General features: G+C 70.3%; 15 protein-coding genes and 3 pseudogenes. 7 read left to right on the top strand and 11 right to left on the bottom strand.

All coding sequences use genetic code 11. From position 1 onward, the window contains the following. Positions 1-731 precede the first annotated feature (731 nt). Complete coding sequence (locus tag AC07CM_RS01450) at positions 732-923, top strand: hypothetical protein (RefSeq protein WP_478874257.1); 192 nt, start codon at positions 732-734, stop codon at positions 921-923. Between the two features lie 132 nt (positions 924-1,055). Here AC07CM_RS01450 and AC07CM_RS01445 read toward each other — a convergent pair whose 3' ends face one another. Then, positions 1,056-1,955 (bottom strand): alpha/beta fold hydrolase, encoded by a 900-nt coding sequence (locus AC07CM_RS01445; RefSeq protein ID WP_478874256.1) that lies wholly within the window; start codon positions 1,953-1,955, stop codon positions 1,056-1,058. 85 nt (positions 1,956-2,040) lie between these two features. Here AC07CM_RS01445 and AC07CM_RS01440 point away from each other — a divergent pair, with 85 nt between their 5' ends. The 3 genes and pseudogenes from AC07CM_RS01440 to AC07CM_RS01430 all read left to right on the top strand — a co-directional run. Beyond that, positions 2,041-2,664 (top strand): TetR/AcrR family transcriptional regulator, encoded by a 624-nt coding sequence (locus tag AC07CM_RS01440; protein ID WP_478874255.1) that lies wholly within the window; start codon positions 2,041-2,043, stop codon positions 2,662-2,664. A gap of 55 nt (positions 2,665-2,719) precedes the next feature. Beyond that, positions 2,720-2,944 (top strand): annotated as a pseudogene (locus AC07CM_RS01435) (IS110 family transposase); the annotation flags it as partial. 214 nt (positions 2,945-3,158) lie between these two features. Next, a pseudogene (locus AC07CM_RS01430) lies at positions 3,159-3,329 on the top strand (transposase); the annotation flags it as partial. 172 nt (positions 3,330-3,501) lie between these two features. Here AC07CM_RS01430 and AC07CM_RS01425 read toward each other — a convergent pair. The 8 genes from AC07CM_RS01425 to dnaK are packed head-to-tail and all read right to left on the bottom strand — an operon-like array spanning position 3,502 to position 12,537. Continuing rightward, on the bottom strand, positions 3,502-5,316 hold the full coding sequence (locus AC07CM_RS01425) for an FAD-dependent oxidoreductase (RefSeq protein WP_478874254.1): 1,815 nt from the start codon (positions 5,314-5,316) through the stop codon (positions 3,502-3,504). Continuing rightward, positions 5,316-5,579 carry a UBP-type zinc finger domain-containing protein gene (locus AC07CM_RS01420; protein ID WP_401674215.1) on the bottom strand — a complete coding sequence of 88 codons (264 nt, stop codon included), beginning with the start codon at positions 5,577-5,579 and terminating at the stop codon, positions 5,316-5,318. The genes AC07CM_RS01425 and AC07CM_RS01420 overlap by 1 nt, the downstream gene beginning before the upstream one ends. Positions 5,580-5,584: 5 nt before the next feature. Then, positions 5,585-6,031 (bottom strand): thioredoxin, encoded by a 447-nt coding sequence (gene trxA / locus AC07CM_RS01415; RefSeq protein ID WP_478874253.1) that lies wholly within the window; start codon positions 6,029-6,031, stop codon positions 5,585-5,587. Beyond that, entirely contained in the window at positions 6,028-8,667 is a 2,640-nt protein-coding gene (gene clpB, locus AC07CM_RS01410; RefSeq protein ID WP_478874252.1) for an ATP-dependent chaperone ClpB, read from the bottom strand. Before clpB ends, trxA begins: the two co-directional genes overlap by 4 nt. Then, positions 8,658-9,065, bottom strand: a complete 408-nt coding sequence (locus AC07CM_RS01405; protein ID WP_478874251.1) for a chaperone modulator CbpM — start codon at positions 9,063-9,065, stop codon at positions 8,658-8,660. Before AC07CM_RS01405 ends, clpB begins: the two co-directional genes overlap by 10 nt. Then, entirely contained in the window at positions 9,062-10,015 is a 954-nt protein-coding gene (locus tag AC07CM_RS01400; RefSeq protein WP_478874250.1) for a DnaJ C-terminal domain-containing protein, read from the bottom strand. Before AC07CM_RS01400 ends, AC07CM_RS01405 begins: the two co-directional genes overlap by 4 nt. 6 nt (positions 10,016-10,021) lie before the next feature. After that, positions 10,022-10,630 (bottom strand): nucleotide exchange factor GrpE, encoded by a 609-nt coding sequence (locus tag AC07CM_RS01395; RefSeq protein ID WP_478874249.1) that lies wholly within the window; start codon positions 10,628-10,630, stop codon positions 10,022-10,024. An 8-nt stretch (positions 10,631-10,638) separates the two neighbouring features. Further along, complete coding sequence (gene dnaK / locus AC07CM_RS01390; protein ID WP_478874248.1) at positions 10,639-12,537, bottom strand: molecular chaperone DnaK; 1,899 nt, start codon at positions 12,535-12,537, stop codon at positions 10,639-10,641. Between the two features lie 279 nt (positions 12,538-12,816). Between dnaK and AC07CM_RS01385 the strand changes: the two genes are divergently transcribed. Next, on the top strand, positions 12,817-14,598 hold the full coding sequence (locus AC07CM_RS01385) for a PucR family transcriptional regulator (protein ID WP_478874247.1): 1,782 nt from the start codon (positions 12,817-12,819) through the stop codon (positions 14,596-14,598). Positions 14,599-14,930: 332 nt separating this feature from the next. On the opposite strand, the gene AC07CM_RS01380 is transcribed toward AC07CM_RS01385, so the two are convergent. Further along, the gene (locus tag AC07CM_RS01380; protein ID WP_478874246.1) at positions 14,931-15,821 is read right to left on the bottom strand and encodes a LysR family transcriptional regulator; all 891 of its coding nucleotides are present in this window, start codon (positions 15,819-15,821) and stop codon (positions 14,931-14,933) included. Positions 15,822-16,087: 266 nt separating this feature from the next. Between AC07CM_RS01380 and AC07CM_RS01375 the strand changes: the two genes are divergently transcribed. Together AC07CM_RS01375 and AC07CM_RS01370 are read left to right on the top strand one after the other, a co-directional pair. Then, positions 16,088-17,275 carry an MFS transporter gene (locus AC07CM_RS01375; RefSeq protein ID WP_478874245.1) on the top strand — a complete coding sequence of 396 codons (1,188 nt, stop codon included), beginning with the start codon at positions 16,088-16,090 and terminating at the stop codon, positions 17,273-17,275. Positions 17,276-17,379: 104 nt separating this feature from the next. Then, entirely contained in the window at positions 17,380-18,222 is an 843-nt protein-coding gene (locus AC07CM_RS01370; protein WP_478874244.1) for an aldo/keto reductase, read from the top strand. Positions 18,223-18,290: 68 nt separating this feature from the next. On the opposite strand, the pseudogene AC07CM_RS01365 reads toward AC07CM_RS01370, so the two are convergent. Next, positions 18,291-18,535, bottom strand: a pseudogene (locus tag AC07CM_RS01365) (transposase); the annotation flags it as partial. Positions 18,536-19,092 lie beyond the last annotated feature (557 nt).

Here is a 19,092-nt window from a genome sequence, read left to right as displayed (position 1 = left end):
TCTTCCCCCCCCCACCCCCCCCCCACCCCCCCCCCCCCCCCCTCCCCCCCCTCCCCCCCCCCCCCCCCCCTCCACTGTGCTTGCACGCATGACGCGCTAGGCTCCTGATGCAGTTCGTGTTCCTGTGATGCGCTCGGGGGCGCTGGATTTGCAATCGCAGCCACCAAGACGGGGATCTGTGAGACGACGCTGCTCAGCCGGGAACCCGGGCGGATTCTGTCGTGTGGGGGCCCTGATCGGGCGGGACCAGTGGTCAGGGCTGATGCGTTCTCAGCCAGCGAGATGAACTGATCGCGTGTGTACGCGTCGCTACGGACGGTTTGCCCGGTTCGCCATTGAGCGGTGTGCATCGTGAAGTCACAGGTCACGGGTCTGGTGTGAATGGCGAGTTGGGTACTCGTGGCGGTCGGCGGCCGATGACCATGGTGTAGATCATCGGGCAGGTCCGGCTCTGGCGGGATGCCGGGTTCGGCTGCGCCCACGACCGGCCCCGCCTACGATCCGTCAGCAGGTCGGCACGCCGTGAGAACGTGGGAGGGCGCGGGGGATGCAGGAGCGGCAGCGGATCACCGCCCGCCGGAGCGAACTGGACGCTCTCGCCGAAAAGTTGGGCAAGCAACTCCAGGAGGCAGGCCGAGCGGCACGAACTGGCGATCGCGGAGCGGAGTGTTGAACCGCCTGGCCGAGCAGGCCCGGGCCGACGCCGGGCTGTCGCTCCGGCATCGGCGAAGGTGGCCGGGCGGGCAGTCCTGCTCATCCCGCACCGCGGCGACGCGGCCGACGAGGGCGGGCTGCCCGGCGACTACCGCAAGATCCTGGCGATCGTGCGGGAGGCGGACGGCCCGGTGCAGGTCAGGGCGGTCGGCGAGCGGCTGGGGCTGGACGCCTCGGTACACGGCAAGCTGGAACCTGGGCGAAGATGACCAAGCTCGCCGCCCGGGGCTGGCTGCACAAGCGGGGCGACGGGCGGTTCACGACACGTCCGTAGGCGCGCGGGGCGGGCCCGTAACTGACGGGCCCCCGACGGCAATGGGGATCGCCCTCCTGCTAGAGCACTAATGGCCGCTGAAGAAGTCGGTGAGGGCGGCGGCGATGGCCTCGGGCTGCTCCTCGGGGATGTAGTGACCGGCGTCGGGCACGATGACGCCGGTGACGTTCTCGGCCCACGGGCTGATGGAAGCCGCCATATCCGGGATCGAGCCGTGGCTGCTGGAGATTCCGAGGACGGGCGCGGTCAGTCGCCGTTGCTCGAGTGCCGCGCGGTTCTTGCGCGCGGACTCGGCGGCGTCGCGGTAGTAGGCGAGGCCGGCGGCAAGGCCGCCATCGAGGGCGAGGGACGCGCCGTAGTGGTCGAGCTCTGCTTCCTCGAACGCGTCGGGCGCGAGGGACTTGGTCTTCAGGAACCAGCTGATGTACTCCCGCTCGCGGCCGGCTATCAGCGTCTCGGGAAGATCGGGCACCACGTGGAACGCGAAGTGCCAGGTCTTGAACGCCAGAGTCGGGTCGAGAGGGATCGCTTCCGGCATGGTGATACCGGGAATTCCGGCGTCGAGCAGCGCGACCCCGTGCAGTCGGCTCTCGTAGTTCAGGGCGAGGGAGAAGGCGACCCAGGCGCCGATGTCGTGCCCGGCGAGCCAGTAGTCCCGCACGCCGAGAGCGTTCACGGCGGCCTGGATGTGCGCGGCGACCGTGTGCGTGTCGTAGCTGAGCTCCGGATGCTCGGAATTGCCTTGGCCCGGCCGGTCGATCGCTATGACCCGGAACCGATCGGCGAGAGCAGGCATGACCTTTCGCCAGGCCCACCACGTCTGCGGGAACCCGGTGAGCAGGACGACGACCGGTCCGTCCGGCCGACCGCCTTCGACGGCGTGCAGGCGGACGCCGTCGGCGTCGACCCAGCGGTGCGTGAATCCGGCCAGGTCATGCAGGGGCAGGGCGGGGACGGGGTTGGTCATGGGAATCCTCCATCGAGGCGGGTGGAGCGTGATTCGACGCTAGCACGTCTTGAACTGATCAGTCCAAGATGGGAGGATGGGCCGCATGGCAGGCAAGAAGCAGTTCGACATGGACACGGTGCTCGACGCCGCGATGAACCAGTTCTGGCGCTCCGGCTACGCCGACACCTCGCTCGACGACCTGTCCCGGGCGACCGGCCTGAACCGCAGCTCGATCTACTCCTCGCTCGGCGACAAGGACGCGCTCTTCCTTCGCTGCCTGGATCGCTACGCCACGCGCTACGGCGACAAGTTCGACGCCGCCCTCTCGTGCGCGGCCGAGGACCCCGTCGCCGCCGTCCGTGCGTTCTTCGACGTCACCCTGGGGCGCATCGCCGACCCCGCCGTGCCCGACGGATGCCTGATGGCCCAGTCGGTCATGGCGAGTCCGGCGCTGAGCCCGAGCGTCGCAGAGCATGTCAAAGAGTTGTTCGGCCTACAGCGCCCGCGCCTGCGCACCGCGCTGAAGGCTGGCGGAATGTCCGACGAGAACGCCGAGGACTTCGCCGTACACGTAGCGGCCGTGAACCAGTCTCTCGCGGTGATGGGTAGGGCCGGGTCGAGCCCGGAGCAACTCCGGGCGATCGTCGGTGTGACCGTCGACGCGCTCGCGCGGGCGCTTCACTCTCCTGATCACCATGGGAGACAACCCCGAGTGACAGAACACTGAGGCGTCCTTTGCTGCCCTTTGCGGAGTCAGCCCCGTCGAGTACTCCTCTGGCCGACGGAGCACGCGCCGGCTCAACTACGGCGGCGATCGGCAGGCGAACGCTGCCCTGCACCGCATCGTGTTCACTCGGCTGCGCCACGAGCCTCGTATTCAGGCGTACTACGAACGCCGCACCCAAGAGGGCAAGACCCGACGTGAGATCATCCGATGCCTCAAGCGATATGCCGCCCGCGAGGTCTTCAACCTGGTCAGGATGGCCTCCACCGATCCCGCGTTATAGGGGCGTCTGACCGTCGCCGCAGCTGATACCGAGACCTGCTGAGGTGGGCCAGGGCGTCGGGTACAGTGCGCCGGGCCGGAGTTGAAGGCACCGGTTTCTTCGGAGCTGCCCTGTCCCGCTACCTGCTGGCCCAAGGCGTGGATGTTTTCGATGTGAACCGGTTCGACCGGGCCGACCGCCGTCGGCGCGGCAAGTCGGGCCCGCTCGATGCGGGCAGTACCGTCGCCTCAACCGGGGCGGCGACCGGCAAGCGAACGCGGCCCTGCACCGGATCGTGCAGACCCGCCTGCGCGTCGACCCGCGCACCCGGGAGTACTACGAACGCCGCAGCAAGGAGGGCAAGACCCGGCGCGAGATAGTCCGAAGCCTCAAGCGCTACGCGGCCCCGGGAGGTCTTCCACCTGGACAAAAACCTGTGCAGTCGCAACCCTCGTTATAGGGGCAGTGGGTGCCCAGACGGGCCTTTCCTGCCGACCGCCACCGCGGTGGCGCCGGACGGGCATGGCCATCGCAATCGCCTCCTTCTTCCTTCTCGTGATCTCATCGTCCGCCATTCGTCATGCGAGCCATGCGGACTCCTTATGACGTATGCGTGGGGAGACGTCCGAGTGGCCCGCGACAGCCGGCGTGCCCGTGGTGCCGGGTACGGCCGAGTGCCCCAGGTGCCGGTGCACGAAGTGGATGGCCATCGCGCCCTCACCGGCCGCAGAGGCCACCCGCTTCACCGAGCCGCTGCGGACGTCCCCTACCGCGAAGACCCCGGGCAGGCTGGCCTCCAGGGTCATGCACGAGCGCCCGCGGCCGTGCCACACCTCGGGGTAGGCGCAGGCTTCCTGGGCCTCCGGCCCGGTGAGGACGAAGCCGCGGGAGTCGAGGGCGATGATGCCTGCGAGCCACTCGGTGTGAGGTTCGGCGCCGGTGAAGACGAACAGGCTCCGTACCGGGAGCCGGCGGTGCCCGCCCGTGCGGTTGTCGACCACGTCGAGTTCCTCCAGCACTTCCTGGCCGATGACCTCGGTGACCTCGGTGTGCAGCATGACCTCCACCCGCGGATGGCGCTCGACCTGGTCGACCAGGTAGCGGGACATGTTGGCCTCAAGGCTGGCTCCTCGGACCAGCAGGTGCACCTTCGGCGCGTACCCGGCGAGGAACAGCACCGCCTGGCCCGCCGAGTTGCCTCCGCCGACGACGGCCACCGGGTCGGTGCGGCACTGCTGGGCCTCGTAGACGGTCGCCGAGTAGTGCACGCTCGTGCCCTCCAGGCGTTCGATGCCGGGCACCTGGAGCCGGCGGTAGTGGGCACCCATGGCCAGGACGACGGCGCGGGCGGCGATCTCGCTGCCGTCGGCGAACGCCACCACGTAGTGGTCCTCGTCCTTGGGACGGAGACCGGTCGCCTCCAGCGGAAGGCTGATCCCGGCGCCGAACTTGTCGGCCTGGAGCACGGCGCGTTCGGTGAGTTCGGCGCCGGAGATGCCGGACGGGAAGCCGAGCAGATTCTCGATGCGGGACGACGTGCCGGCCTGGCCACCGGTGGCCATCGCCTCCACCACCGTGGTGCTCAGGCCCTCGGAGGCGGCGTACACCGCGGCAGCGAGGCCGGCGGGTCCGGAGCCTACGATGAGGACGTCGCCGTGACGGTTTCCGGCGGGTAGTGACGGCAGGCCGATGAGCCGGGCCAGTTCCGCGTTGCTGGGGTTGCGCAACAGGGTGGTGTCCCGCCAGATGACGAGTGGTGTCTCCTCCGGGCCGACGCCGAAGCGGCGCAGCAGCTCCTCGGCCTCCTCGTCGGTCTCCAGGTCGATCCAGCGGTGCGGCAGCCGGTTGCGGACGGCGAACTCGCGCAGCCGTCTGGTGTCGGGCGAGTAGCGCGAGCCGATGATGCGGAAGCCGGCGCCCTGTCCGACGAGCAGCGCGCGACGGCACAGGCAGGCGCGCAGCACGATGTCCCCGATGGTGGAGTCCTGGGACACCAGGTGGCGCAACTGGTCCAAGGAGACGACGAGGACCTCGCCCGGCTCCCTGACGACAGCGGTGTAGAAGGCCACTTGTCCGTGCAGCAGGCCGAGTTCGCCGATGAAGCGACCGGGGCCGTGCACGCGCAGCACGTGCTCCTCCGGAGTGCCGTAGTCCTCGACGACGGCGACGGTACCGCTGAGGACGACGAAGAACGTCTCGCAGCGCTCCCCCTCCCGGATCAGCACGTCGTTCGGAGCCATGTTCCGGCGTTGCCCGTGCTCCGCCAGACGTGCTGTCTGGTCCTCCGTGAGGCGCGGGTACGCGCCGTAGATGTCCGGGGTCTCCCAGAAGGCGGCCTCGTCCGCTTTCTCCGGCACCGGTTCTTCGCCCGGCGGCGACTGGTCGCCGGACATCAGACGAACGCCTCGTGAACGTAGCACCAGCGCCATTCCTCGCCGGGCTGGAACGACTGCACGATCGGATGGGCGTCGGCAGCTGCGTGCTTGCGCGCGTGCTTGTTCGGCGAGGAGTCGCAGCAGCCGACGTGCCCGCAGGTCAGGCAGAGCCTCAGGTGGACCCACGGGGCGCCGAGCATCAGACACTCCTGACACCCTTCTGGGGTCAGCGGCTGGACCGGCCGGACGAGCGCGAGGTGGGGGTCTGCGTGCAGGGTCATCCGGATCACCCTTTCCGGGCGGTGATCGACTGTTCCACCCATTGGCGCAGAGCGGGGGCGGGCGCCGCCCCCGCCTGCCGGGCGACTGTCTCGCCCTGGTCGAGGATCAGCAGTGTCGGTACGGCTTGGACCTCGAAACGCTGCGCCAGTCGCGGGTTCTTGTCGACGTCGACCTTGACGAGTTTGATGCGGCCGGCGAGATCGGTGGCGACCTTCTCCAGTGCGGGGCTGACCATGCGGCAGGGGCCGCACCAGGTGGCCCACAGGTCGACCACGACGGGGACGTCGGCCCGCTCGGCGACCTCGGTGAAGTCGTCGTCGCCCGCGTCCACCATCCACGGCAGGGGCTGCTTGCAGTGGCCGCACTTGGGGCGGCCCTCCGCGGCCACGGGCACCCGGTTGGTGCGCCCGCAGTGGGGACATCCGACGGTCGTCGCCTGCGTCGTGCTCATGCCGCCCGCGCCCCTTCGACCTTCTCGGGCTGGTCGTAGGTGACCACCAGCTCTCCGTGTTCGGCGTCGACGCGGACCGTCGCCCCGTCCTGGACGTCACCGCGCAGAAGGGCGCGCCCGACCATCGTCTCGACCTCGTGGGAGATGTAGCGGCGCAGCGGCCGGGCCCCGTACACCGGGTCGTAGCCCTGGTGGGCGATCACCTCCCGAGCCGCTTCGGTGAGTTCGACGGTGATGCGGCGTTCGGCGAGCCGGCGGCGCAGCTCGTCGAACTGCAGCTCCACGATCCGCTCGATCTGCCGCTCACCGAGCGGCTTGAACAGCACGATGTCGTCGACGCGGTTGAGGAACTCCGGGCGGAAGTGCCCGCGCAGCTCGCCCATCACCAGGGCGCGTGCGTCCGGCTTGATCTCGCCCTCGGCGGTGGCGCCGTCGAGGAGGTGCTCGGAGCCGATGTTGGAGGTCATGATGATCACGGTGTTGCGGAAGTCGACGGTGCGGCCCTGGGAGTCGGTGATGCGGCCGTCGTCGAGGACCTGCAGCAGGGTGTTGAAGACATCGGTGTGCGCCTTCTCGATCTCGTCGAACAGCACCACCGAGTACGGCTTGCGGCGTACGGCCTCGGTGAGCTGGCCGCCTTCCTCGTAGCCGACGTATCCGGGTGGTGCGCCCATGAGCCGGCTGACAGTGTGCCGCTCCTGGTACTCGCTCATGTCGAGGCGGACCATGTTCTCCTCGGAGTCGAACAGGGCCGCCGCGAGGGTCTTGGCCAGCTCGGTCTTCCCGACGCCGGTAGGGCCGAGGAAGATGAACGAGCCGATGGGGCGGCGCGGGTCGCGGATACCGGAGCGGGCGCGGATGATGGCGTCGGCGACGAGTCTGACGGCCTCGTCCTGGCCGATGACGCGCTCGCGCAGGATCTCGTCGAGGCGCAGCAGTTTCTCGCGTTCGCCCTCCTGGAGACGGGCGACGGGGATGCCGGTCCAGGCTGCGACGATCTCGGCTATCTCCTCCTCGGTGACGACCTCGCGCAGCAGCCGGTTCTGCCCCTGCTTGGCGGCAAGTTGCTCCTCCTCGGCCTTCAGCCGGCGCTCCAGGTCCTGGAGGCGGCCGTAGCGGAGTTCGGCGGCGCGGTTGAGGTCGTAGGCGCGTTCGGCCTCCTCCGCCTCGTGGCGGACCTGCTCGAGTTCCTGGCGCAGTTCCTGCACGCGGCGGATGGCCTGCCGTTCGGCCTCCCACTGGGCGTGTTTGGCGTCGGCCTCGCCGCGCAGGTCGGCCAGTTCTCTGCGCAGCTCCTCCAGACGGGCTTTGCTGGCGGCGTCGGTCTCCTTGGACAGGGCCGCCTCCTCGATCTCCAGGCGGGTGACGCGGCGGGTGATCTCGTCGAGTTCGGCGGGCATCGAGTCGATCTCGGTACGCAGCCGGGCGCACGCCTCGTCGACGAGGTCGATGGCCTTGTCGGGCAGGAACCGGTCGGTGATGTAGCGGTGGCTGAGGGTGGCCGCGGAGACCAGTGCGGTGTCCTGGATCTTCACGCCGTGGAAGACCTCCAGACGTTCGCGCAGTCCGCGCAGGATGGAGATGGTGTCCTCCACGCTCGGCTCGTCGACCAGCACCTGCTGGAAGCGGCGTTCGAGGGCGGCGTCCTTCTCGATGTGCTTGCGGTACTCGTCGAGGGTGGTGGCGCCGATCATGTGGAGTTCGCCGCGGGCGAGCATCGGCTTGAGCATGTTGCCCGCGTCCATGGCCCCTTCGGCGGCACCCGCGCCTACGACGGTGTGGAGTTCGTCGACGAAGAGCAGGATGCGCCCCTGGGCGGCCTTCACCTCGGACAGCACGGCCTTGAGGCGTTCCTCGAACTCGCCGCGGTACTTGGCGCCGGCGACCAGGGAGCCCATGTCGAGAGCGAACACCGTCTTGTCGCGCAGGCCCTCGGGGACGTCGCCGCGAACGATGCGCTGGGCCAGGCCCTCGACGATGGCGGTCTTGCCGACGCCGGGATCGCCGATGAGGACGGGGTTGTTCTTGGTCTTGCGGCTGAGGATCTGGGTGACGCGGCGGATCTCCGCATCCCGGCCGATGACCGGGTCCAGCCGCCCGGACCGAGCCTCGAGGACCAGGTCGCGGCCGTACTTCTCCAGAGCCTCATAGGCCACTTCAGGGTTGGCGGAGGTGACGCGCTGGTTGCCGCGGACCTGGGTGAGCGCGCTCAGGAACGAATCCCGGGTCACACCGTGCTCCTTGAGCAGGCGTCCGGCGGCGGTCGCCGACCCCTCCTCGGCCAGGGCGAGCAGGAGGTGCTCCACGGACACGTACTCGTCCTTGAGGCGTTTGGCCTCCCGCTCGGCGGCATCGAGCAGCCGGGACAGGCGCTGAGTGACGAAGACCTGGCCGGGGGCCGCGCCGGGACCGGTGACCTTCGGGCGGCGGGAAAGTTCCTCGCGCACGGCCGCGCGCAGCTCCTTCGGCTCGGTGCCGGCCTGTTGCAGCAACCGCGGGATCAGACCGTCCTCCTGATCGAGAAGCGCGAGCAGCAGGTGTTCCCCGTCGACCTCGGTGTGCCCCATGCCGACGGCCGCGCTCTGGGCCTCCTGGAGGGCTTCCTGCGACTTCTGGGTGAGACGGTTCATGTCCATGGGGGTGTTTCACTCCTCGTGCCGCGGCCGCGCAGGGCGGCTTCGAGCAGGCTGATGCGGTCGAGCAGGTCGAGCACCAGGCCGATGGATGCGTAGTTGAGGCAGAGTCCGGTGCGCAGCCGCTGGATACGGGCGAGAACCGCCGGGGCCGTGGGGTCGAACACCAGTCGCCCAGCGGAGTCGCGTTCGGCGTCGATCAGGCCGAGGGTGACGAACCGGCGGATCAGATCGGGGTGGAGGCCCGAGCGAAGGGCCACGGCGGCCAGGGAGAGCCTGGGGACGGGCACGAGCGCGTACCGGACAGCCGTCGAGGCGGTGAGATCGGCGCCCGTTCGTACCGGACGGGCGCCCGCGCCGGCCCGGCCGATGCCTCCCGCTCCCGCGGGTCGGTCGTTCATCGCGTCCTCCTGGGGTCGAACGAGGAAGTGGCGGCGAGCTCCTCGAACAGTTCGCGCTCCCGGTCGCCGAGGGCGGGAGGCACCATGACGCGAAGTTCGGCGTACAGGTCGCCGTTCGCGCCCCGCGGGTTCGGCATGCCCTCGCCGCGCAGCCGCAGCCGCCGGCCGCTGGACGAGCCCGCGGGCACCGTGACCTTCGCCGTGCCGCCGCCGGGCGTGGGCACCGGCACGGTCGCACCCAGGGCCGCCTCCCACGGAGCGACCGGGACCTGGACGTGCACGTCACGGCCGTCCAGCCGGAACCGGGGGTGGGGCTGGATACGCGCCCGCAGGTACAGGTCGCCCGCGGCTGCGTCGCCACTGCCCTGGCCACCCTCACCCGCCAGCCGGATGCGCTGCCCGTCGGTGACGCCCGGCGGCACGTCGACCTCGTACCGCCGCGGCTGCCCGGTGGGGCCGGCGAGTGTGACGGTGCGGCGGCCGCCTCGGTACGCCTCCTCGACGGTGAGCGGCAGTTCGGCCTCCTGGTCCGCTCCGGGGACGCCGCCTCGGGCGGCGCCGGCTCCGAACATGGAGCCGAGCAGGTCCTCGATGTCGATGCCCTCCGCTCCGAAGTCGTCGCCGAAGCCGGTGGTGTACCGGACGCGAGGGCCGGCCGCGCCTGCGGTCCTGCGACCGCGGAAGCCGCCGCCCGCTCCGGCCGCGACCCGTTCGTCGAAGTCCTCGGGGATCTTGCGGAAGTCCTCGCCGAAGCGGTCGTAGCGGGCCCGGGTCTTGGGATCGGACAGGACGCTGTATGCCTCGTTGAGGTCCTTGAAGCGTTCCTCCGCCCCGGGGTCCTTGTTGACGTCGGGGTGGTACTTACGGGCGAGTTTGCGATATGCCTGCTGGATCTCGTCCTGGCTCGCGGTCCGCGGCACGCCCAGCACCTCGTAGAAATCCCGTGCCATCGCCGGTCACTCCCGCTTGGCGACGGTCACGGCGGCCGGCCTGAGCTGCCGCTCGCCGTCCCCGTAGCCGGGGCGCAGCACCTCGACGACCGTGCCCGGTGGGGCGTCGGGGTCCTGGACGACACCGACCACCTCGTGCCGGGCCGGGTCGAAGGCGACACCGCTCTCCGCGTGCCGCGGGTAGCCGAGCAGTTCGAGGACGTTCACCGCCTGGTCGCGTACGGCTCGGACGCCCTCCACGATCGCGCCCGGATCCGCGCCGGCGTGGGTCAGGGCGAGTTCGAGGTTGTCGAGGACGGGCAGGAAGGCGGCCGCAGTGCGGGACCGCTCGACCGCCCGTTCGCGCTCCAGCTCCCTGGCGTGACGCTTGCGAAGGTTGTCGAGGTCGGCGAGCGCGCGCCGCCAGCGGTCCTCCAGTTCCTGGATCGCGGTCGTGTACTCGTCCTCGGCAGGCGCGGGGCCGGCAGCATCGGGCCCCGGTTCGCCGTTCGCCGCTTCGGGCCGGGGCGGGCCCGGTTGGGGCAAGTCCCCGCGAGGAACTGGTCCGGCGCCTTCCGGGACCCGTGCGCCCGGATCCGACGCGGCCCGGTCGGGTTCCTGGGGGTGGGTGGGCATGGCGCGCCTCAGCCCTTGTCGAACTCGGCGTCGATGACATCATCGTCACCGCCACCGTCACTCGTGGGACCGCCGGTGGCAGTGTCCTGGCCGGGACCGCCGCCCGGGGCGGCGCCCTGATGGGCCGATAGCCCGGCGAGCACCTGCTGGAGTTCGGAGGTCAGGGGCCGCACGCGCTCCACGCCCGCCTCCTCCTTGACCGCCGCCCGGGCGTCGGACACGAGCATCTCGGCGCGTGCCTTCTCGTGCGCGGGCGCTGCGTCGCCCAGTTCGGCGAGGCGCTTCTCGACCTGGTACGCGACGGCGTCGAGTTCGTTGCGGGCGTCGACGGCCTCGCGGAGCGTCTGGTCCTGGCCCCGGTTGCGCTCGGCCTCCTGGACCATGCGTTCGACCTCACTGCGGTCCAGGTTGGAGCTCTCGCTGATGGTGATGCCCTGTTCCTTGCCGGTGTCCCGGTCGCGGGCCTTGACGTTGAGGATGCCGTTGGCGTCGATGTCGAAGGTGACCTCGATCTGTGGTTCGCCCCGCGGCGCCGGACGGATGTCGGTGAGCTGGAACCGGCCCAGCACCCGGTTGTCGGCGGCCCGCTCGCGCTCGCCCTGGAGGACCACCACATCGACGGCCGGCTGGTTGTCCTCCGCGGTGGAGAAGGTCTCGCTGCGGCGCACCGGAATGGTGGTGTTTCGCTCGATGATCTTCGTCATCACTCCGCCGCGCGTCTCCACGCCCAGCGACAGGGGTGTGACGTCGAGCAGCAGGACGTCCTTGACCTCGCCCTTGAGCACCCCGGCCTGGATCGCGGCGCCCAGGGCCACGACCTCGTCGGGGTTGACGCTCATGTTGGGATCCTTGCCGCCGGTCAGCCGGCGGACCAGAGTCTGGACGGCGGGGATGCGGGTGGAACCGCCGACGAGGATGACCTCGTCGATGTCGTTCTCGCCGACCTTCGCGTCGGCCATCGCCTGCTGCACCGGTCCGAGGCAACGCTCCACCAGGTCGCCGGTGATCTGCTCGAAAGTGGACCGCATGATCGAGTCGGTGAGGTGCTTGGGGCCCGCTGCGTCGGCGGTGATGAACGGCAGACTGACCTGCGTCTGCGTCACCGAACTGAGCTCGGTCTTGGCCTTCTCCGCCGCCTCGAACAGTCGTTGCAGCGCCTGCGGGTCCTTGCGCAGGTCGATGCCGTTCTCCTTCTGGAAGTCGTCCGCGAGGTAGTCCACCAGACGCCGGTCGAAGTCGTCGCCGCCCAGGTGGCTGTCACCGGCGGTGGAGCGCACCTCCACCACGCCGTCGCCGACGTCGAGGATGCTCACGTCGAAGGTGCCGCCGCCCAGGTCGAAGACGAGGACGGTCTCGTGCTCCTTCTTGTCCATGCCGTACGCGAGGGCGGCCGCCGTCGGCTCGTTGATGATCCGCAGCACCTCCAGTCCGGCGATCCGTCCGGCGTCCTTGGTGGCGGTGCGCTGAGCGTCGTTGAAGTAGGCGGGCACTGTGATGACCGCCTCCGTGACCCGCTCCCCCAGCTGCTTGGACGCGTCGTCGGCGAGTTTGCGCAGCACCTGTGCGCTGATCTCCTCAGGCGCGTACAGCTTGTCGCGCACCTTGAAGCGGGCCGCCCCGCCGTCGCCCTCGACGACGTCGTACGCCACCGCCCTGGCCTCGTCGGAGATCTCGTCGAAGTGCCGGCCGATGAACCGCTTGGCCGAGTAGATGGTGCCCTTGGGGTTGAGGATCGCCTGGCGCCGGGCCAGCTGGCCCACCAGACGTTCCCCGGTGTCGGTGAAGGCCACCACGGACGGTGTCGTGCGGTTGCCCTCGCTGTTGGGCACGACGGACGGCTCGCCGCCCTCCCACACAGCGATCACCGAGTTGGTGGTGCCCAGGTCGATGCCCACTGCCTTGGCCATGAGGAACTCCTCCCGGTGCAGCGCCTGCGTCGACTCTCCGGATCACGTTCGTTCAGACAGAGGTGGGACTCCGCCGGTTTTCCGCCGGTGCGCACGGAGGGTCTCGAGCACTCCCCAGGGTGACGAACCGGGTGGCTCCACGCCTGCGCCTGGCGAGTCAGGAATGCACCGCTCCGGTGGCCCCACGAGTACGAGAGAAAGAGCCCACACGTCTCGGGTAGCCGGCCCGGGACCGGGTACGCGAAAGCCGCTCACCTCCGAAGGACGGAGTGATCTCCCATGGTCGGCAGTCGGGCGTACAGCCTGTACCACCACTACTCCGACCGGAAGGGCGGCCTTCCGCGGGACAGCGCCCGGCGGCACCCCACGGCCGCGCCGAGGGGGCCCCGCCTGTCCGGTCGCACCCAAGCCGCCCATGCCCTCCGCGAACTGGCCGCGCTCTCCCGCGCCCAGTTCGACGCTCCGGACGAAGGCGCGATCCTGCGCCTGGCCATGGACCACATAGTCGCCGCGGGGCCATACAGAGCCGAGGCCGGATACCTCAAGGTGGGCGGCGAACTGGTCCCCAGCCCGAGGAACGGGCAGGCGCATGCCTTGGCCGTGGGTCGGAGGGTGCGGCACCTGGCCGGGCAGGACGGCAAGGTGACCGTAGTCGGCAGGCCGTGGGGCCAAGCCCTGGGGCTACGCGGACCTGGGGTACTCCACGGCTACCTCGTGGTCACGTCCTGCTCCCGGCCCACCAAGGCCGAGCAATCCCTGCTCGCCATGCTCGTCCGGCACACCGCTGCTGCACTGTCGGTCGCCGTCGCGCACCGCCGCCAACGCGCGGACGCGCTGGAGCTGCACCGGCTGAGGGAAGAACGCACAGCCCTCCAGCGGCAGCTGATCTCTGTGGTGGCTGAGCTGGGCTACGAGCGAGCCGTTCACGCTCTCATGGCCGACGTCGCTGCCTCAGGTGGCGGCGAGGAAGCTGTCACCCGCGCACTGCACGGACTCACTGGACTTCCCGCTCTGGTCGAAGACCGCTTCGGACGGCTGAGGTCCTGGACCGGCCCCAGCCGCCCCGTCCCCTATCCCGAACCGAACCCCGTATGCCAGGACGAAATGCTGCACGCCGTCGCCCGTCAGGCCGGGCCGGTGCGGATAGGGGACCGGCTGATCACCCTGATCCGTCCGCACGGCGAGATCCTCGGCGTGCTGGCCCTGGTCGATGCCCGGGACGAGGCCGACGAGCACACCGTGCTCGCGCTGGAACACGCTGCCGCATCGCTCGCCATGGAAATGACGCACCTGCGCAATCTGGCCGAAGTGGAGCTGAGGCTGCACCGCGAGCTGGTAGACGACCTCCTGGCAGGGACGAACGAGGCGAGCGCCTACGCCCGGTCCGAGGCAGTCGGATACGACCTGCACCGAAGTCACTACGTCGTCGTGGTGCAGTGGTCGAACCGGACCGCCGACGATTCCTTCGCACAGACCGTGGGGAGGGCAGCCTCTGCCGTGGGCATGCGCTCGCTGCTGACCCGACGCTCCGACCACGTCGTCCTGGTCGCCGACGACAGGCCGCACGCCCGCGCGCTGTACGAGGCGCTCGCCCGGGAGACCGGAACAAGGTCCGGAACGATCGGGGTGAGCACCCCATCCGACTCCCTGAACGACATCCCCCACCACTACCAGGAGGCGCAGCGCGCCCTGGACGTGCGCCGCCACTCCCACGAGCGCTACGGCACGACGTTCTTCGACGAGCTCGGCCTCTACCGCATCCTGGGACCCGGCAACGATTACCAGGAACTGGAGACGTTCGTCCACGAGTGGCTCGGGCAGCTCATCGACTACGACTCCCAGCACCACGCGGCCATGGTGGAGACCCTGTCCCGGTACTTCGACTGCGGCGGCAACTACGACGAGACCGCCGACTCCCTCGCGATCCACCGCAGCACGCTGCGCTATCGGCTCCAGCGCATCCGCGACATCAGCGGCCACGACCTCGCGAACGTCGAGGACCGGCTGAACCTCCAGGTGGCGACCCGAGTGTGGAAGATCGTGCTGGGCGGACCGGGCTGATGCCTCACTGGAGCTTCTGCGCGATCGGTGTCAATAGCAGTTGGGCGGGCTGCCCCGCTACGGCGCTGCAGCGGGTGGGTGGCCCTTCCTCGGAATGATCCAGCGAGGTCGCATCGCGCCAGAAGACAGGACTTGGTTCATCACCGCCATCGCTATGATCCGCGGAGCCTTCGGCACCAGCCTCGGAGGGGCCGCGAAGGTGTCCGACGCCGCCTGTGGACGACGCCAGTGGGACCGTCAGCGGATGCTGCGGCAGGTGTCACGGCCGGAGCGAGGCGAACGCAGCGGGCCGGACACCACCGACGGGTGACGTCCGGGCCCCGGCCCGGGCGTCACAGGGCGATGACGTGGAGGTCGACCAGGTCGAGCAGCGCCCGCAGAGCCGAGCTGGGCCGCCGGGTCGACGACGTGCCCAGATGCATGCTCCAGCGGAGCGTGGTGTCGTGGACGTCCAGGGCGTGCAGCCCGGGGGTGCGGGCAACGGCGAACGCGGGCAGGAAGGCGATGCCCAGACCGTGCCGGACCAGTGCCGCTCCCATGTCGATGTCGGGCACTTCCAGTGCTACCCGGCGTACGACGCCCGCCACCGCGAACGCTCGGTCGACCACCTCGCGGTTGCCGTAGCCCGGCGGGAAGTCCACGAAGGGCTCCCCCGCGAGGTCCGCAAGCGCCACCTTTCCCCGCTGCGCGAGCGGATGGGCGGCGTCCACCACCAGGACGAGCGGCACGGTGGCCAGTTCCCGTGCATCGATCCCGGCGGGCTTGCGTTCGGGCAGCGACAGGAAGGCCACGTCGAGGTCCCCGCTGAGCAGCGCGTGCGCCAGTCCCGCCGAGCCGGACGTCGCCAGCCGCAGCCGGACGTCGATCGCCGGATGCCGCGCGTGCAGCTGCCCGAGGAGCGCAGGCAGGTCCACCACCTCGACCGAGGCCATGGCGCCCACGTTCACCGTGCCGCGCAGCGTGTCCTGTGCGGCGCGCACGGCGTCCTGGGCGGCCTGGGCGGCGTTCAGGGTGGCCCGAGCCTCCGGCAGCAACGCGGCGCCCGCCCCGGTGAGCCGGACCTGCTGCGAAGTGCGCTCGAACAGCGCGCAGCCGAGCTCGCGCTCCAGGGAGCGGATCGCGGCGGACACCCCGGACTGCACCACGTGCAGCCGACGGGCGGCACGCGTGAAACTCAGCTCCTCGGCGACCGCGATGAAGTGCTCCAGCTGACGTAGCTCCACACGAGAAGTATCACTCGCGTTGCTGGAGCTCAGCAAAAACATTCGTTGGCACTGATTCTTGCTGATGAGGAGGATGGAAAGCGCCATCCACTTCCACCCGAGGAGGGGTACCACTGCCTGCCGTTCCGACGCCGCTGAGCCGTCCCACAGCCGGCGCTCCCGGCGACCCGACCCACCGGGTCCCAGCACCCGCTCCCGCCGACCTGCCGCCCCGCGCTGCCGCCCGGCGCCGTGCCTCACACACGACCGGCTTCTGGTTCGTGGCGGTGGCCTTCACCGTGCTGATGGCCTTCGGCACCGCGCCGACCCCGCTGTGGCCGCTGTACGAGGCCCGGGACCACTTCGGTGCGACCACGGTCACGGTGGCGTACGCCTCGATGGTCGTGGGCGCAGCAGCCGCCTTCCTCGGGCTGGGACACCTGTCGGACCGGCTCGGCCGGCGGCGCATCATCGTCCCGGCGCTGCTCGTCGGCATCGTCGCGTCGGTCGTACTGATCGTGTGGCGGGACCTGCCGGGGCTGATAGCGGGCAGGATCCTGAACGGTGTCGGACTGGGGCTGATGGCCTCGACCGCGACGACGTACCTGCACGACCTCCACCACGAGGCTCGTCCGGAACGGACGGGTTCCGTGCTGCCCGGCATCGTGGCCACCGCCGCCAACCTCGGCGGCCTGGCCTCGGGGCCCCTGGTCGCCGGAGCCGCCGCCGAGTGGCTTCCCACACCCCTGATCACCACCCAGGCGATCTTCACGCTCGCCATGACAGTGTGCCTGGCGCTGGTGCTGTGCACCCCGGAGACCGTGGACCTGGAGTTGCCCGCGGCCCAACTGCCCAGCAGGTTCGTCCTGCGCCCCGGCGGCCGGCGGGCGTTCGGCGCGGCCGGCGCGCTGGGCGCCTTCGCCTTCGCGATCCTCGGCCTGATCTCATCCCTCGGGGCGAGCGTGCTCCACGGCACCCTGCACACCGACTCGCACCTCGTGGTCGGCCTCGCGGCCTTCCTCATGTTCGGCTCCGCGGCGGCGTCCCAGCTGGCGCTGGGACGCCTCCCACTGCCCCGGCTCCTGACCGTGGGGGCAGTGGCCTTCCCCGTCGGCCTGGTCCTGTGCGCCGTCGCCCTCTACCACCCGGCTCTCTGGCTCTACCTGGTCGCCGTGTCCCTGTCGGGAGCCGGCTCCGGACTCCTGTTCAAGGGAGGCGTCGAACGTGCCGTTTCCGTGGCCGAGCCCGCCTCACGCGCGGGGGTCCTCGCCGTCTTCTTCGTCGTCGCGTACCTGGGAATGGGCCTGCCCTCCGTCCTGTTCAGCATCGCCCTGCGGCACTTCGCCGTGCAGACCGCGATGATCGGCTTCGCGGCGGTCCTCTCCTGTGGCGCCGTTGTGTCAGTGGTCGTCGCGTTGCGCGACCGCGCACCCGGTCCCGGCAAGGTCTCGGCGCAGTCCGCTCGCCCCTCCTGACCTCACACTCCGGCACATCCGACACCTTTCGTCTGGGAGGCGCGGACCTGGGCACCCGGTGCGGGCTCGCGTGACGCGGATCCGCGGCAGACGGGAGGCCCGAGATGTCTGCGGAATCGGCCAGAACGATCGCGCTCCCCTCCGGTGAGGAGATCGCGGCGCTGGGGCAGGGCACCTGGTACCTGGGCGAGGACCCGGCCCGGCGTGAACAGGAGATCGCCGCGCTGCGGCTGGGCGTGGACCTGGGCATGACCGTCGTCGACACGGCGGAGATGTACGGCGACGGCGCAGCCGAGGAACTCGTCGGGGAGGCCCTCCGGGGGCACCGGGAGGAGGTCTTCCTCGTCAGCAAGGTGCTGCCCGGGCACGCCGACCGGAAAGGCACCGTCGCCGCCTGCGAGGGCAGCCTGCGGCGGCTCCGAACGGAACGGCTGGACCTCTGCCTGCTGCACTGGCGGGGCCGGTTGCCACTCGAGGAGACCCTTGCGGGATTCACCGACCTGATGGAGGCGGAAAAGATCCGTTACTGGGGCGTGAGCAATCTGGACGTCACCGACATGGCCGAACTGACCACACTCCCCAATGGCGACGCCGCGTCCGACCAGGTGCTGTACAACCTCTCCCGGCGCGGCATCGAGTGGAATCTGCTCCCCTGGTGCCGCGAGGCCGGGGTGACGGTCATGGCCTACTCCCCGATCGAGCAGGGGCGGCTACTGAAGGGCGACGCTTTGGGTGCCGTGGCCCGGGCCCTCGCAGCCACGCCGGCCCAGGTGGCACTCGCCTGGGTGCTGGAACAGGGGGTGGCCGCGATCCCGCGTTCCGGATCACCCGACCACGTTCGGGAGAACCGCGGCGCGCTGGACCTCCACCTTCCCACCGAGGCGCTCGACGCCCTCGACGAGGCGTTCCCGCCGCCCAACGGGCCCACGCCCCTGGAGATGCTCTGAAGGAGTTGACAGGGTGGCGCGCCCTCCGCTCGTCGTCGGAATGGGGGCTCGCTGCGCACCCCGTCGCACGTGCTGACGCCGAGCAGGTAGGCGGTGGCGACCACCGAGATGAGGGCCTGTTCGGCCCGTCGGCGCTCCTCCAGAAACCAGTGCGGGAAGTAACTGCCCTGGCGCAGCTTGGGGATGGCCGGCTCGATCGTCCCGGCCCTCGTGTCCACTCGGCGGGCGATAGCCGTTGCGGGGTTTGACGCGTTCGTCGCTGACCTGCCCGAATTCGGCATTGCAGAGCATCGGTCTCAGCGGACATGAGCGCGTGGCGCCCTGTGCGCTCCGCGTCCCGGGCGCACCAGGTCCGCAGCTCACGTCCGCAGGGCCCGCCCGCCGGGTGCGATCACGTGGGACCTGAGCGTCGACTCCACGGTCTGCCGCGCCCACCAGCATGCGGCTGGGGCCCGCAAACAGGGCGATCTGCAAGGCGATTGGCATCGTCGTCACGCTCGCCCGTCTGCGCGCGGAGAACGACCGGGACGCCCTACGCGAGATCTCCCAGCACAGCGACATCAAGATGCGACACGTTGCCGAACTCATTGTGGAACGACCCCAGACGTGACACCCCGCGAGCGATATCCGCCACAAGCTGGAACGCAGCATGGCGACGCGCGCGACCCTGCGCCCCGAACCGGCTGACCGGTGCTCAGCCCCTCGCGCTGTCGTCAGGAGCGCGCGAGCCGGGCCGCGAGATAGGGCGCGGTGGCGCTGGGGGGGGGGGGGGGGGGAGGGGGGGGGGGGGGGCGCAGGAAAACACACCCCCCCCCACTGCCGCCCCCCCCAAACCAGGGAGGGAACCACTACGCCACGGTGGTCGTGTTT

It is taken from the genome of Streptomyces sp. NPDC044061, from assembly GCF_056434305.1.
The sequence above is the reverse complement of the archived record's forward strand: the minus strand, read 5'-3'. Positions and strand labels throughout refer to the sequence as shown.